General features: G+C 68.6%; 13 protein-coding genes. 4 read left to right on the top strand and 9 right to left on the bottom strand.

Annotation, left to right across the window (positions count from 1 at the left end):
- Positions 1-184: 184 nt before the first annotated feature.
- Both CEB94_RS21630 and CEB94_RS21625 read left to right on the top strand, forming a co-directional pair.
- The gene (locus CEB94_RS21630) at positions 185-1207 is read left to right on the top strand and encodes a helix-turn-helix domain-containing protein (RefSeq protein ID WP_175433787.1); all 1023 of its coding nucleotides are present in this window, start codon (positions 185-187) and stop codon (positions 1205-1207) included.
- Positions 1204-2190 carry a helix-turn-helix transcriptional regulator gene (locus CEB94_RS21625; RefSeq protein WP_175433786.1) on the top strand — a complete coding sequence of 329 codons (987 nt, stop codon included), beginning with the start codon at positions 1204-1206 and terminating at the stop codon, positions 2188-2190. The genes CEB94_RS21630 and CEB94_RS21625 overlap by 4 nt, the downstream gene beginning before the upstream one ends.
- Here CEB94_RS21625 and CEB94_RS21620 read toward each other — a convergent pair.
- The 7 genes from CEB94_RS21620 to CEB94_RS21590 form a co-directional block, all read right to left on the bottom strand.
- Positions 2153-3190, bottom strand: a complete 1038-nt coding sequence (locus tag CEB94_RS21620) for a helix-turn-helix transcriptional regulator (protein WP_175433785.1) — start codon at positions 3188-3190, stop codon at positions 2153-2155. The two genes, CEB94_RS21625 and CEB94_RS21620, sit on opposite strands and share 38 nt — an antisense overlap.
- A 177-nt stretch (positions 3191-3367) precedes the next feature.
- On the bottom strand, positions 3368-4474 hold the full coding sequence (locus CEB94_RS21615; RefSeq protein WP_175433784.1) for a sugar ABC transporter substrate-binding protein: 1107 nt from the start codon (positions 4472-4474) through the stop codon (positions 3368-3370).
- A gap of 302 nt (positions 4475-4776) precedes the next feature.
- Positions 4777-5229, bottom strand: coding sequence for a heat shock protein transcriptional repressor HspR (locus tag CEB94_RS21610; protein WP_031142455.1), 453 nt, complete (start codon positions 5227-5229; stop codon positions 4777-4779).
- Positions 5230-5234: 5 nt separating this feature from the next.
- A complete protein-coding gene (gene dnaJ / locus CEB94_RS21605; RefSeq protein WP_175433783.1) occupies positions 5235-6422 on the bottom strand; it encodes a molecular chaperone DnaJ in 1188 nt (395 codons plus the stop codon).
- 33 nt (positions 6423-6455) lie between these two features.
- Entirely contained in the window at positions 6456-7112 is a 657-nt protein-coding gene (gene grpE / locus CEB94_RS21600; RefSeq protein WP_175433782.1) for a nucleotide exchange factor GrpE, read from the bottom strand.
- A complete protein-coding gene (gene dnaK, locus CEB94_RS21595; RefSeq protein WP_175433781.1) occupies positions 7109-8962 on the bottom strand; it encodes a molecular chaperone DnaK in 1854 nt (617 codons plus the stop codon). Before dnaK ends, grpE begins: the two co-directional genes overlap by 4 nt.
- Positions 8963-9056: 94 nt before the next feature.
- Positions 9057-10076, bottom strand: a complete 1020-nt coding sequence (locus CEB94_RS21590; RefSeq protein WP_175433780.1) for an MraY family glycosyltransferase — start codon at positions 10074-10076, stop codon at positions 9057-9059.
- Positions 10077-10328: 252 nt separating this feature from the next.
- Between CEB94_RS21590 and CEB94_RS21585 the strand changes: the two genes are divergently transcribed.
- Positions 10329-12653 (top strand): (Fe-S)-binding protein, encoded by a 2325-nt coding sequence (locus tag CEB94_RS21585; RefSeq protein ID WP_175433779.1) that lies wholly within the window; start codon positions 10329-10331, stop codon positions 12651-12653.
- A gap of 250 nt (positions 12654-12903) precedes the next feature.
- On the opposite strand, the gene CEB94_RS21580 is transcribed toward CEB94_RS21585, so the two are convergent.
- A complete protein-coding gene (locus CEB94_RS21580) occupies positions 12904-13203 on the bottom strand; it encodes a hypothetical protein (protein WP_175433778.1) in 300 nt (99 codons plus the stop codon).
- Between the two features lie 19 nt (positions 13204-13222).
- Between CEB94_RS21580 and CEB94_RS21575 the strand changes: the two genes are divergently transcribed.
- Entirely contained in the window at positions 13223-14002 is a 780-nt protein-coding gene (locus CEB94_RS21575) for a GntR family transcriptional regulator (RefSeq protein WP_175433777.1), read from the top strand.
- Between the two features lie 48 nt (positions 14003-14050).
- Here the strand turns inward: CEB94_RS21575 and CEB94_RS21570 are convergent, their stop codons facing one another.
- On the bottom strand, positions 14051-14377 hold the full coding sequence (locus tag CEB94_RS21570; RefSeq protein ID WP_175433776.1) for a hypothetical protein: 327 nt from the start codon (positions 14375-14377) through the stop codon (positions 14051-14053).
- Positions 14378-14485: the final 108 nt, after the last annotated feature.

Raw genomic sequence — 14485 nt, 5'->3', positions numbered from 1 at the left:
CCGGAGTAACCACTCACTCCGATGACAGCGACGACAGAGAGGGCGGCAGCAAGCACCGAGCGAAGCAGTCTCTTGCGCATAGTCGGCTTCGTCCTCACTTGTGAGTCTCCTCTTCCCCCGTCAGGTAAGACGATGGCTCATTCGAACACGTCATGGCCACACAATCGGTGCATCATGTTCCTGCATGTTCAGGACCCTGGGGGGTGGAGATTTCGTGGCAAATCCGACTAAGGAGACGCATCCCCATGCGGTCACCGATCTGTGCGAGGAAGGTAACCGACTCTATGCGAACGCCCTGCGTGCAGGGCGGATCGCACGTACAGACGTGATGACAGCGCCTTGTCTGGTCGAGCTCGCCCTTCTTCACCCGGACCCGGACGACGAGGACTGGCTGCGACCGGTGCCGCCGACGGTCGCGCTCGCCGAGCGTCTGCATCCGATCGAGCGCGACATTGCGGAACGCCGACAGTTGTCGATCAAGATCGCGGACGCGTTCGAGCCGTTCATGGCCCTGGGTGCCCAGGTGACGGCGACCGACCACTCCTTCACGGTGCTGGAGGGCGGCGACCGGATCAACGCGGCCCTCAACCTGGCCACGGCCCAGTGTCAGGTGGAGATGCTCACCATCCAGCCCAGTGACGACCGCTTCTCCGAGCGGAGCCTCACACAGGGGCTCGAAAGAGACCGGGCTCTGATCGAGCGTGGAGTCCGGATACGGACGCTCTACCAGCACACAGCGCGATACAGCCCTCAGAAACTGGCCTACGTCGCCCAATTGGCGAACGGCAAGGCGGAGTACCGCACGATCGACGAAGTGGTGGAACGGCTGATCGTCTGTGACGAGACCGTCGCGTTCATCCCGGCTCGCGACGACCAGCAGGTCGCCCTCGAACTCCGCCACCCCGGACTCGTCCGGTACCTGGTGAAGGTCTTCGAGTTCATGTGGAGCCGTTCCGTTCAGCTGAGCGCCGGCGCCCCGTACGGGCCGGCCGCAGACGGCATCACAGACATCCAGCACTCCATCGCCAAACTCCTCATAGAGGGTCATGTGGATGAGGCAATCGCCCGCCGCCTCGGGATGAACGTGCGCACTTGCCGGGCTCACATCGCCAAACTCGCCGCCACGCTCGGCAGCGGAAGCCGTGCCCAACTCGGCTTCCTCATCGCCCAGTCCGGCATCCTGGAACGCGAGGGCGCGGCCCAGTGAGTTCACCGCACCACGAGCACGGCACGGAAGACCTGTGCTCCACGGGCACCGAACTTTACGAACGGGCAGTGCGCCAGGGGCGGCTGCCGACGGAGGACGCCCTGGCCGCCCCCTGCCTCGTCGATCTGGGCCTGCTGCACCCCGCCGTCGACGACTCCGCCAGGTTGGAGCCCGTCGCCCCGCTCCTCGCGCTGCACCGGCTGCTGCGGAGCTCCGGGGAGCGGATCGCGAACGAACGGCAGCGTGAGGCCCGGCTGACCGAGACGTTCGGCTCCCTCATGCGGATCGCCGGCTCACCCCCCAATGCCACCGACGCTCCCACCGTCCGGCTGCTCACCGGCACTCAGCGGATCAACCAGGCCATCACCGACGCCATGGCCGACGCCTCCGAGGAGTTGATCACCGTCCAGCCCCGGGCCGGACTCACCGGTGAACGCGGTCAGATCGCCGACGCCGCCTCGCTCGGCCGTGATCAGGCAGCGCTGGACCGTGGTTGCCGCATTCGCACCCTGTACCCGCACACATTGCGCCACTTTCCGATCATCGCGGCCCGTTGCGAGCGCCTGAAGGGCGACGTTCAGATCCGCACGCTGGACGAAGTCCCCGACCGCCTTGTCCTCATCGACCGCTCAGTGGCATTCGTCCCGGCCGGTGAGGACGGCAAACTCGCTCTGGAGATCCGGCATCCGGCCATCGTGGCTCACCTGGCCGTCACCTTCGACCGCCTATGGCGCCTGGGCACACCCATGTACCCCGAAGCCGCCCCCCAGCCCTCCCGCAACGGCATCACCCCCCGCCAGCACGCCATAGCCGCCCTCCTCGTCGAAGGCCACACCGACGCGGTCATAGCCGACCGGCTCGGCATGAACATCCGCACCGCCCGCGTCCACATCGCCAAACTCGCCGCGACGCTGGGCAGTCAGAGCAGGGCCCAGCTCGGGTTCCTCATCGGACGCTCGGGGATTCTTGACCAGGAAGACTGAGGGGCGTGGTCGAGTGCTGTGAGCCGTCCAGGCCCGCCTGGGCGATGCGTACGCCCAACTGCGTCCGGCTCACCGCCCCCAGCGTCTCCGACAGCCGCGCGATGTGCGCCCGGCACGTCCGTACGCTGATCCCCAGACGTTCCGCGATGACCGCGTCCTGGTGTCCCTCCGCCAGCAGCGCCGCGATGGACTGCTCCCGGTGGGAGATGCCCTCGATGCCCGTGTCGGGGAGCGGGGCCGTGAGGGGGATGGCCAGGCGCCACAGCCGTTCGAAGACGGTGCCGAGGTATTCGACGAGCGCCGGGTGCCGTAGCTCCAGGGCCATCGTGCGGTCGGTGTTGGCGGGGATGAACGCCACCGTCCGGTCGAAGAGGATCAGCCGGTCGATCACCTCGTCCAGCGTGCGCGCCTCGACCGCGTCGCCCATCAGCTCCAGATAGGTCAGCAGCCCCTGCCCGTGCCGGGCGACATGCGTGTACAGGTCCCGCATCCGCACGCCCCGGCCGCGCAGCGCCAGCGCCCGGTGCAGCCCCTCGGAAAGCTCCGCCTCGCGGCGGATGCCGCCGGGCTGCACCGTGAGCACCTCGGTCGTGCACGCCCGGGTCGCCTCGTCCATCGCGGCCTGGATCCGGGCGAGTCCGTCCAGGACCCGGATCGCCGGGCCTTCCGCCGCCGACGCGGCCGGCCGCACCTGGCGGCCCAGACCGGCGTACCACTCGACGGCCGTGACGGCCGAGCCCAGCCGCCGCTGGCTCGCGCTCACCTCGTCGTACATCCCGCGCAGCAGCCGGGTCATGACCTCCTGCGGGGAGGTCGGCACCAGCCAGTCCATGTCGTCCGGGTCCGGATGCAGCAGGGCGAGTTCCAGCAGGCAGGGCACCGGATCCGCGTCCCGGCGCGGCACCCGGCCGCGCCGTACGGCCCGGGAATACACGCGATCCCCGGTCTCGCACAGTCGGTCGGCACCATGGGGATGCTCATCCGCCCCGTGCCCGGCCATCGCCCATCCCACCCCCGGTTTCGCCGTCTTCCGCAGCGCAACTATGCGCGGACCGGACGTGCTCCGCAACACGGCTCCCCGCGCGACGGCCACCGGAAACCACCGGTTCGCACGGGCATCAGGGAGCCTCGGGTCGTCAGGGTCGCAGGGGGTGGGTGAACCCGGCTCGCGACGCGGCTACTTCAGGCCGATGGCCCGGCAAGCCGCCTTGTACTCGGCCGTGCAGATGTCCGACAGCTTGTAGATGTCGTCCGCGACCACCGTGTCCTTGATGTTCTCCTTGGTGAGCGCGACCACGGGCACGAGCTGTGCCGGGATGCCCTTGTGCGTGGGGCTGTCGACCTTGTCGCGGGTGAGGGCGGCGAACTGGATGTCGCGGCCCTGGACCTTGGCGACCGCCATCTCCGCGGCGTTCTCCGCCTCCTGCGGGTACGACTTGTACACGCTCATGTACTGGTCGCCGCTGATGATCCGCTGCACGGCCGGCAGCTCCGCGTCCTGCCCGGTGATCGGCGGCAGCTCGGTCACGCCCGCGGCCTCCAGCGCCTTGACGATGCCGCCCGCCATGCCGTCGTTGGCGGAGTACACCGCAGCGATGTCGCCCTTGCCGATCTTCTCGATCGCGTCGGCCATGTTGGCCTCGGCGTTCTCCGGCTTCCAGTCCTTGGTGTCGAAGGACTCGGCGATCGTCACCTTGCCGTTCAGCTCGGACATCGCGCCCGCCTTGAACTGCTTGGCGTTCGGGTCGGTGGACGAGCCGTTCATCATGACGATCTTGTCGGAGAGGCTCGCGCTCTCGCCGATGGCCTCCAGCAGAGTGCGCCCCTGGACCTCGCCGACCAACTCGTTGTCGAAGGAGATGTACGCGTCGATCGGGCCCTCGGCCAGCCGGTCGTAGGCGATGACCGGAATGCCGGCCTCCTTCGCCTTCTTCACGCCGCTCGCGATGGCCTGCGAGTCCACGGCGTCCAGCAGGATCACGTCGACCCGGTCGTCGATCATCTGCTGCATCTGGCCGGCCTGCTTGTCCGCGCTCGCCTCGGCGTTGGCGTACTCGACGCGGCCCTTGTCGTTGGTGAGCGACTCGACCTTCGTCTTGATGATGGGGTAGTCGAAGTTCTCGTACCGCGTGTTCGCCTTCTCCGGCAGCAGCAGCCCGACGGTGATGTCGTTGCCCTTCGCCGGGCTCGCGTCGTCACTGCTCCCGGTCGCGTTGAGCACGCCGCAGCCGGCGAGCGTGACGGACATCGTGGCGGCTGCCACGGATATGGCGATACGACGCATGGGGGAGCTCACTTCGCGTGTGATTCGGACGTGGGCACAGCTTTGTGGCCCATGTGTCTGAAAAGCCAACGCGGACGCGCCCCCAGCGTCAAGCGGAACCACTTAACGAGATGACAACACCACGCTCCGCAGTAGTTGTGAAGACTCTGCGGAATCGCCTTCAAGTGACACGCACCATCCGGTCATCCACGGGAGACCACGCGAAACCAGGCCAAGACAGACGAAAAGGGCCGGGAGTCGCCTCCCGGCCCCTTCCCGGCCCTTTCACGGGCGCATGCGCGTCAGCCGGATGTCAGTGGATGTCAGTCGGACTGCTGCTGCCGCTTCGGCCGCCACACCACCAGCGCGCTGGTCTGCTGCACCTCCTGGTACGGCACCAGGTCGCGGCGGTACGACGCGTGCACCGCCGCCTCCCGCTGCCGCATCGCCGCGGCCGCGCCGTCGAGCGCGTCCTCCAGCTCGGCCACCCGGGCCTGGAGCGCGGCGACCTGGTTCTCCAGTTCGATGATGCGCTTGATACCGGCCAGGTTGATGCCCTCGTCCTGCGACAACTGCTGGACGGTGCGCAGCAGTTCGATGTCGCGGGCCGAGTAACGGCGGCCCCGGCCCGCGGTGCGGTCCGGGGACACCAGGCCCAGCCGGTCGTACTGGCGCAGGGTCTGGGGGTGCAGGCCGGACAGCTGCGCCGCCACCGAGATGACGTAGACCGGGGTTTCCTCGGTCAGTTCATACGGGTTGCGCCGACGACCGTCCATCTGACTCATGCTCCCTTCGCGGCCTGGAACAGATCCGCCCGCGGATCCTCACCCGCGGTCGCCTCGCGATACGCCTCGAGTGCGTCACGAGCCTTCCCCGTCAGGTCCTTCGGAACACTCACCTCCACGGTGACCAGGAGGTCGCCGCGGGTGCCGTCCTTGCGGACCGCGCCCTTGCCCCGGGCGCGCATGGTGCGCCCGTTGGGCGTGCCCGGCGGCAGCTTCAGCGTGACGGGCGGGCCGCCGAGCGTCGGCACCCGCACCTCGCCGCCGAGGGCCGCCTCCGAGAAGGTCACCGGGACGGTGACCGTGAGGTTGTCCTCCTTGCGGCCGAACACCGGGTGGGAGTCCACGTGCACGACGACGTACAGATCACCCGCCGGGCCGCCGCGCTCACCCGGCGCTCCCTTGCCGCGCAGCCGGATCCGCTGGCCGTCGCTGACGCCCGCGGGGATGCGCACCTGCATGGTCCGCGAGGACTTGGCCCGGCCGCTGCCCTTGCAGACCTCGCAGGCGTTCTCCGCGATCAGGCCGCGGCCCTTGCAGTCCGGACAGGGGTCGGTGAGGGAGAAGCCGCCGCCGCTGCCCCGGGCGACCTGCCCGGTGCCGACGCAGGTCGGGCACACGCGCGGTGTGCCGTTCTTGTCGCCGGTGCCCGAACAGGCCTTGCAGGGCGACTGCGACGACATCCGCAGCGGGACCGTCGCGCCCTCGATCGCCTCGGTGAAGCTGAGCGTGACCTCGGACTCGATGTCCTGGCCGCGCCGGGGGTGCGTGCGCGTCCCCGGGCCGCCCGCGCCACCGCGGTTGAACAGGCCCCCGAAGACGTCACCGAGTCCGCCGCCGAAGCCGCCGGCTCCCTGACCGCCGCCCTGGGCACCGCCTCCGAAGAGGTCGCCCAGGTCGAAGTTGAAGGAGCCGCCCGCGCCGCCCGGCCCCGGGCGGAAGCCGCCGTTGCCGAAGAGGGCGCGCGCGTCGTCGTACTCCTTGCGCTTCTTGGGGTCGCCGAGGATGTCGTTGGCCTCGGAGATCTCCTTGAAGCGCTCCTCCGCCCTGACGTTGCCCTTGTTGGCGTCCGGGTGGAACTCGCGGGCGAGCTTCCGGTACGCCTTCTTGATCTCGGCCTCGGTGGCGTCCTTGGGGACGCCGAGGACCTTGTAGTAGTCCTTCTCGATGAAGTCCTTGGTGCTCATCCTCGACGTCCCTCCTTCCCTTCGTCTATGACGTCAGCCCTCGTCCGGGCCACCGCTCTCCTTGTCCTCGGCGTCGGCGGACTCGTCCGCCTTGACCGTCTGCGCCCCCGGCTGGGGTTCGGCCACCGCCACCCGCGCGGGGCGGATGGTGCGCTCGCCGATCCGGTACCCGGGCTGCAGAATCGCCACGCACGTCGTCTCGGTGACGTCCGGTGCGTAGCTGTGCATCAGGGCCTCGTGGATCGTCGGGTCGAAGGGCTCGCCCTCCTTGCCGAACTGCTGCAGGCCCATCTTCGCCGCGGTGCCCTCCAGCGACTCGGCGACGGACTTGAAGCCGCCGACCAGTTCGCCGTGTTCACGCGCGCGGCCGATGTCGTCGAGCACGGGCAGGAGCTCGGTCAGGAGATTCGCGATGGCGATCTCCTTGACCGCGATCCGGTCGCGCTCGACCCGGCGGCGGTAGTTCTGGAACTCGGCCTGGAGGCGCTGGAGGTCCGCGGTGCGCTCGCTGAGCGCCGTGCGGGCCTGGTCCAGCTGGGCCACCAGAGCCACGTCCTGGCCCGTGTCCCCGGCCGGGGCCGCCCCCTCCTCCGCGGAGGGGGAGGCGGCCTTCGGCTCGGCGTCGTCGGAGGTGGCGCCGGAAGGGACGTCGGGCTGCTGCTCGTCGAAGCCCGGGGTCTCCTCCGTCACGCGGCACCATCCTTCCGCTCGTCGTCCACGATCTCGGCGTCGACGACGTCGTCGTCGGCCTTGGCACCACCGGCGGCACCCGCGTCACCGGCGGGGCCACCGGCGGCCTGGGCCGCGCCCGCGTCCGCGTACATGGCCTGGCCGAGCTTCTGGGAGACGGCCGCGACCTTCTCCGTGGCGGTGCGGATCTCGGTGGAGTCCTCGCCCTTGAGCTTCTCCTTCAGCTCGGCGACGGCTTCCTCGACCTCGGTCTTGATCTCGCCCGGGACCTTGTCCTCGTTGTCCTTGAGGAACTTCTCGGTCTGGTAGACGAGCTGCTCGCCCTGGTTGCGGGACTCGGCGGCCTCGCGGCGCTTGTGGTCCTCCTCCGCGTACTGCTCGGCCTCCTGGCGCATGCGGTCGACCTCGTCCTTCGGCAGCGAGGAGCCGCCGGTGACGGTCATCTTCTGCTCCTTGCCCGTGCCCAGGTCCTTGGCGGTCACGTGCATGATGCCGTTGGCGTCGATGTCGAAGGACACCTCGATCTGCGGGACGCCGCGGGGCGCCGGCGGCAGACCGGTCAGCTCGAACATCCCGAGCTTCTTGTTGTACGCCGCGATCTCGCGCTCGCCCTGGTAGACCTGGATCTGCACGGACGGCTGGTTGTCCTCGGCGGTGGTGAAGATCTCGGACCGCTTGGTCGGGATCGTCGTGTTCCGCTCGATGAGCTTGGTCATGATGCCGCCCTTGGTCTCGATACCGAGGGACAGCGGGGTGACGTCGAGGAGCAGGACGTCCTTGACCTCGCCCTTGAGGACACCGGCCTGCAGGACGGCGCCGATGGCGACGACCTCGTCCGGGTTGACGCCCTTGTTGGCGTCCTTGCCGCCGGTCAGCTCCTTGACGAGCTCCGCGACGGCGGGCATACGGGTCGAACCGCCGACCAGGACGACGTGGTCGATCTCGCTGATGGAGATGCCGGCGTCCTTGATGACGTTGTGGAACGGCGTCTTGCAGCGCTCCAGGAGGTCCGCGGTCAGCTGCTGGAACTGGGCGCGGGTGAGCTTCTCGTCGAGGTGCAGGGGGCCCTCGGCGGAGGCGGTGATGTAGGGCAGGTTGATCGAGGTCTCGGTGGACGAGGACAGCTCGATCTTCGCCTTCTCGGCGGCCTCGCGCAGACGCTGCAGGGCCATCTTGTCCTTGCCCAGGTCCACGCCGTGGCCGGACTGGAACTGCTGGACCAGGTAGTCGACGACGCGCTGGTCCCAGTCGTCACCACCGAGGTGGTTGTCACCGTTGGTGGCCTTCACCTCGACGACGCCATCGCCGATCTCCAGCAGCGAGACGTCGAACGTACCGCCACCGAGGTCGAAGACCAGGATGGTCTGGTCGTCCTTGTCGAGGCCGTACGCCAGCGCGGCCGCGGTCGGCTCGTTGACGATGCGCAGCACGTTCAGGCCGGCGATCTCGCCGGCCTCCTTCGTGGCCTGACGCTCGGAGTCGTTGAAGTACGCCGGGACGGTGATGACCGCGTCGGTCACCTTCTCGCCCAGGTAGGACTCGGCGTCCCGCTTGAGCTTCTGGAGCACGAAGGCGCTGATCTGCTGCGGGTTGAAGGGCTTCCCGTCCAGCTCGATCTTCCAGTCGGTGCCCATGTGCCGCTTGACCGACCGAATGGTCCGGTCCACGTTGGTGACCGCCTGACGCTTGGCCACCTCTCCGACGAGCACCTCACCGTTCTTGGCGAAGGCGACGACGGACGGCGTGGTCCTGGCGCCCTCGGCGTTGGTGATGACGGTGGGCTCGCCGCCCTCCAGAACGCTGACGACGGAGTTAGTCGTGCCCAGGTCGATGCCGACCGCACGTGCCATGGTTGATTCCTCCAGCTGACTTGAGTGGAACGGACTCAAGTGTGCACGACGGCTCCCCACCGGTCAACAGAGCTGAGTCGGGCAGGCTCAACTCTTATCCGTTCCTTACACGCAAGGGCGCTCCGACCTGCGGCGATACGCTGCGTCGAGGGCCGTACACAGGGACACGGGAGAGGGCGAGCACGACGACCAGGGCTCCTCCCGCCACCCACCACAGGGCGTCGGTCCCGACCCGGCCGGCATGCGCGAGTACCCCGACGAGCATCCCTGACAACGCCCCGATTCCGAGCAGCAGACTCGCCCCCGGCGCGGTCAGCCCGAGCCGCCGCAGCCGGTGCGCGAGATGATCGGGCCCGCTGCGCAACACACCCCGCCCGCCCAACCGCCGCGCCCCCAGCACAAGTACGGCATCGGCACCCACCACGGCGGTCAGCGCGAACAGGACCCCCGCGCTCTCCCCGACCCCGAACCCGGCCCGGGCGTACACGGCTCCCACGGCGATCACGAACCCGGCCGACATGGACCCGCAACTGCCCAGCGCCACGCGCGCGGGGTGCCAGTTGTGCAGCAGAAACCCGGTCAGCGCGGCGGCCAGCACGCTCATCAGCCCCGCGATCCCGTCCATCACCTCGACGGCCGCGCAGGCCGCCACCCCGAAGGCGGCGACGACCCCGACCGCACCCGCCAGCCCGTCGGCGTGATCGAGCCCCCGGAAGCCGAACACCATCCCCACGACCCACGCGACGGCCAGCAGCCCGGTCCCCACCCCCGTCTCCCCGTACGGCACGACACACGCGGCCGCCACGGCCGTACCGGCGACCAGCACCCGTCGCCGCAACCGCCACACGTCGTCGACGAGCCCGAGCAGGGCGACGGCACCCGCGGCGACGAGCACCGCCCGCGTCCCGTCGGCGGGCGGCGCCACCTCGAGCCACTCCCCGGCCACCACGACCAGCCCCGTGACGAGCACGACGGCCACACCCCCGGACAACGGCACGTCCCGCTGCCGCCGCCGCTCGACCAGCCGCAGCCGCAGGGCGGGGGTCCGCAGGGCGGCCGCGAGCAGGGCAGTGAGGAGGAGGGCGGTGGCGGCGGCGCTGATCCCGTAGAGCACGGATATAAGGTAGGCGGGATTATGACAATTCGGTATGAATAACACGACGGGATCGCGTCGACATCATGACCGGATCCGGTCGGTTTCTGAGGCAACCCTCAGCGATTCAGATCACTGCCCACCCGGCTACAGTGCGGCGGAGGATGAGGGTAGTCTCAGACGGACTGCATAAGTTACCGCTTAGTAATTTCGGGGAACCTGAAGAACGACAGGTCATCCCGACGAAACCCCTCGCAGGCCCGAGGAGCCCCCATGCAACTCGCCGCGATCATCGTGTCGCTGGTACTGACCGTGATCGGCGTCGCGCTGCTCGCACGCGCGATCGGCCAGTTCGTCCGGTATTTCAAGCTGGGCCAGCCGGTCCCGGCCGGAACCCGGACCGACAACCCCTACCAGCGCAGCGTGACCCTGGTGAAGGAGTTCCTCGGGCACACGCGCATGAACCGGTGGGGCATCGTCGGTGTCGCGCACTGGTTCGTCGCCGTCGGCTTCCTGACGCTGCCGCCGACCCTCGCCCAGGCCTTCGGCCAGCTGTTCAAGGCCGACTGGGTGCTGCCGGTCATCGGTGAGTTCCTGCCGTTCGAGCTGTACATCGAGTTCATCGGCGTGATGACGATCCTGGGCATCGCGGTGCTCATCGCGATCCGCCTGCTGAACCTGCCCAGCCGTCCGGGCCGCAAGTCCCGCTTCGCCGGTTCCAAGGCGGGCCAGGCGTATTTCGTCGAGTACGTCATCCTCACCATCGGCCTGGCGATCTACGTGCTGCGGGGCCTGGAGGGCGCGCTCCACCACGTCGACCACTACGAGGCGTCGTACTTCGCCTCGTACCCCCTGGTCCTCGCCTTCAAGGGCCTGTCGGTCACGGCGCTGCAGAACCTCGTCTACCTGGTCGCGATGATCAAGATCGGCACCTCGTTCGTCTGGATGATCGTGGTGTCGCTCAACACCAACATGGGTGTCGCCTGGCACCGCTTCCTCGCCTTCCCGAACATCTGGTTCAAGCGCGAGGCGTCGGGCGGGACGGCTCTGGGGGCGCTGCAGCCCATGACGTCGGGCGGCAAGCCGATCGACTTCACCGACCCGGGCGACGACGACGTCTTCGGCGTCTCCCAGGTCGAGCAGTACTCCTGGAAGGGCCTGCTGGACTTCTCCACGTGCACCGAGTGCGGCCGCTGCCAGTCGCAGTGCCCCGCCTGGAACACGGGCAAGCCCCTCTCCCCCAAGCTGCTGATCATGTCGCTGCGGGACCACGCGCACGCCAAGGCGCCGTACCTGCTCGCCGGCGGCGGCAAGACGATGGAGGGCGAGGAGAAGGCGTCGGCCGAGGCCCTCAAGGATGTCCCGGCGTCCGCGCTGGCGGAGGCCGAGCGCCCGCTGGTCGGCACGCTGGAGGAGAACGGCGTCATCGACCCGGACGTCCTGTGGTCCTGCACCACCTGCGGCGCCTGCGTCGAGCAGTGCCCGGTGGACATCGAGCACGTCGACCACATCGTCGACATGCGCCGCTACCAGGTGATGATCGAGTCGTCGTTCCCGTCCGAGGCGGGCACGATGCTCAAGAACCTGGAGAAGAAGGGCAACCCCTGGGGCCTGGCGAAGAAGCAGCGCCTGGAGTGGCTCAAGGAGGTCGACTTCGAGGTCCCGGTCGTCGGCAAGGACATCGAGGACCTGTCCGAGGTCGAGTACCTGTACTGGGTCGGCTGCGCCGGCGCCCTGGAGGACCGGGCCAAGAAGACCACGAAGGCCTTCGCGGAACTCCTCCACATCGCGGGCGTCAAGTTCGCGATCATGGGCGGCGACGAGAAGTGCACCGGTGACTCCGCCCGTCGCCTGGGCAACGAGCCCCTGTTCCAGGAGCTCGGCATGGAGAACGTCATGGCGCTGAACATGGCGTTCGGCGAGGAGATGGACGACGAGGGCAAGGTCGTCCCCGAGTCGGCGAAGCCCAAGTCGGCCAAGAAGATCGTCGCCACCTGCCCGCACTGCCTCAACACCATCGGCAACGAGTACCCGCAGCTCGGCGGCGACTACGAGGTCATCCACCACACGCAGCTGCTCCAGCACCTCGTCGACGCGGGCAAGCTGATCCCGGTCACTCCGGTCGAGGGCATCATCACGTACCACGACCCGTGCTACCTGGGCCGCCACAACAAGATCTACACGCCTCCGCGCGAGATCATCGCCAGCGTCCCGGGCATCCGCAACGAGGAGATGCACCGCCACAAGGAGCGCGGCTTCTGCTGTGGCGCCGGTGGTGCGCGGATGTGGATGGAGGAGCGGATCGGCAAGCGCATCAACAACGAGCGCGTCGACGAGGCCCTGTCGGTGAACCCCGACATCGTCTCGACGGCCTGCCCGTTCTGTCTGGTCATGCTCACGGACTCCGTCAACGGCAAGAAGAACGACGGCAAGGCGAAGGAGTCCATCCAGGTGGTGGACGTCGCCCAGCTGCTGCTGGACTCGGTGAAGACACCGGTCCCGGCGGAGGCCGAGAGCGACGACGACGGTGACGACGGCGAGCCGCCGGCCGGCACGTCGGACTCGGAGAACGCGCCGGAGCCGGAGCCGGTGAAGTAGGCGGTTCCCGCGGTCCGTCCCACTGTTGCGACGCCCCCTGTTCCGAGTCATCGGGCGGGGGGCGTCGGCGTTCCACCTCTGCTGTTGTACGGGTGACACGAGCATCCGCAGCGGGGTTGCAGCAGGATGCCGAAGGCGAAGGGGAGTGGCAGATCCCAGAGCTGACGGCAGTGAGTGTGCAGGTCTTGGTAGCCGGGGCGGGCGGCGACTGTGCACTCGGAGGACTCGTCGTACGGGCCAACGCCGGGTGTCATGGGGAGGAGCGTTCCTCGCCGGGCCTCCGCCCACGACTTTCCGCGACACGGAGGATGTCCCGCAGGGCTTCGGTCAACCGCTCGGCGAGGAAGCGGAGTTGGGCCTCGGTGGCGCCGGGGAGCAGGTCGTCGGCGTGGGCGAGGAGTCGGGCGCCCATGTCGAGCTGGACCGCTTCGGTGACGTCGGCCAGCCGGGACACCCGTCCGCCTCCGTCATCGGTGATGAGGAAGCAGGGCTTGGCTTCCGAGCCGGTCCAGGGGAGAAGGCGGAGCGTGCGACGCGGGCCGGTATCCATCAGGCGAGATCAGAGTCGGATGACCGTGCTCAAGGCCGAACAGGAAGCCCACGACCGCCGCTCGCTGCACGAACGGATCGCGGCCGACCTGCGCGACGACATCATGGCCGGAGAACTGCCGCCGGGCGCGAACCTGCCCTCCACCGCGCAGCTCAGAACCCGCTTCGACGCCTCCAACGCCACGATCCAGAAGGCCCTCCAACTTCTCAAGGACGAGTGCCTGGTGGTCGGACGCGCGGGAGCGGCGGTGACGGTCCGCGAGCACAGGCAGCGGACGATACGTCCTGCCACGTCCCTCACACCGGCGGCAGCCGGCGAGCCCTACCCCTGGCTCATCGAGGCGGCCAAGCACGGGACGGACGCCCGCATCACCCTCCTCGACGTGTCGGAGACGAACCCGCCCGCGGACATCCGCACGGCTCTCGGCCTCCGGGACGAGGACACAGCCGTACGGCGCAGCCAGCTGCTGTTCATCGACGACGAGCCGGCCGAAATCGTGGCGTCCTACTATCCTTTGGCCATCGCCCAGGACACACCGCTGACGGACCACCAACGCATCAGGGGCGGAACCGCCACCCTGCTCAGGCAACTGGGCCATGCCCCTCACCACTGCGTGGACCGCGTCTCCGCCCGTGTCCCCACGCAGGAACAGTTCGAAGCCCTACGCCTCCCCGGCAGCCTGCCGGTCCTGTGCACGCTCCGTGTCGTCCACGCGGCAGACGGACGCCCCATCGAGGCGACGTCGATGGTGAAGGCGGGACATCTCTACGAGTTGCAGTACGAGTTCGCACCGGAGTGACGGCTGAGGTGTGGTTGCTCTCTGCCTGCTGTGGCAAGCCTCGTCGAGTCACGGCTCTTCGAGACGCACCGCTTTGCCGAGCTCTTGAACGGCGCTCCAGTAGTGATCGAGAGCGGCGTAGAACGCGGAGGCATTCGTGGCGCCTTCTGCTATGTCGCCCAGCGTGATGTAGACCGTTCTGGACGCGGCGAAGACGTGATCACACGCCTCTATGGCCTTGCTGCTCCGCGCGTGCACGGTGGCGACCTGACAGGTGTGGCGGAAGGACCCGAATGCCTCACGTAGGCGTGCTCGGTGCTCTTCGAGGCGTGCCCGGCGCTGCTCCTGATCTTCAGTTCTCAGAATCTCCGGAGTCTGGCGGTACTCGACACCCATGAGGTGAGCCTGTTCGAGGAAGGCGAGGTAAGACGCACGGCTCACCTCTCTTCGACGCGTCTCATCCTGAGCTGCTGCCGAGATCTCCGCCTGTAAGCGTGCGGCTCG

The organism is Streptomyces hawaiiensis, assembly GCF_004803895.1.
Taxonomy (GTDB): domain Bacteria; phylum Actinomycetota; class Actinomycetes; order Streptomycetales; family Streptomycetaceae; genus Streptomyces; species Streptomyces hawaiiensis.
This window is presented reverse-complemented; position numbering and strand designations above follow the sequence as displayed.

Coding starts and splice junctions, on each gene's coding strand:
- CEB94_RS21630 (WP_175433787.1), top strand. CDS start 185: ATGTTCAGGACCCTGGGGGGTGGAGATTTCGTGGCAAATCCGACTAAG.
- CEB94_RS21620 (WP_175433785.1), bottom strand. CDS start 3,190: ATGGCCGGGCACGGGGCGGATGAGCATCCCCATGGTGCCGACCGACTG.
- CEB94_RS21615 (WP_175433784.1), bottom strand. CDS start 4,474: ATGCGTCGTATCGCCATATCCGTGGCAGCCGCCACGATGTCCGTCACG.
- CEB94_RS21610 (WP_031142455.1), bottom strand. CDS start 5,229: ATGGACGGTCGTCGGCGCAACCCGTATGAACTGACCGAGGAAACCCCG.
- dnaJ (WP_175433783.1), bottom strand. CDS start 6,422: ATGAGCACCAAGGACTTCATCGAGAAGGACTACTACAAGGTCCTCGGC.
- dnaK (WP_175433781.1), bottom strand. CDS start 8,962: ATGGCACGTGCGGTCGGCATCGACCTGGGCACGACTAACTCCGTCGTC.
- CEB94_RS21585 (WP_175433779.1), top strand. CDS start 10,329: ATGCAACTCGCCGCGATCATCGTGTCGCTGGTACTGACCGTGATCGGC.
- CEB94_RS21580 (WP_175433778.1), bottom strand. CDS start 13,203: ATGGATACCGGCCCGCGTCGCACGCTCCGCCTTCTCCCCTGGACCGGC.
- CEB94_RS21575 (WP_175433777.1), top strand. CDS start 13,223: ATGACCGTGCTCAAGGCCGAACAGGAAGCCCACGACCGCCGCTCGCTG.
- CEB94_RS21570 (WP_175433776.1), bottom strand. CDS start 14,377: ATGGGTGTCGAGTACCGCCAGACTCCGGAGATTCTGAGAACTGAAGAT.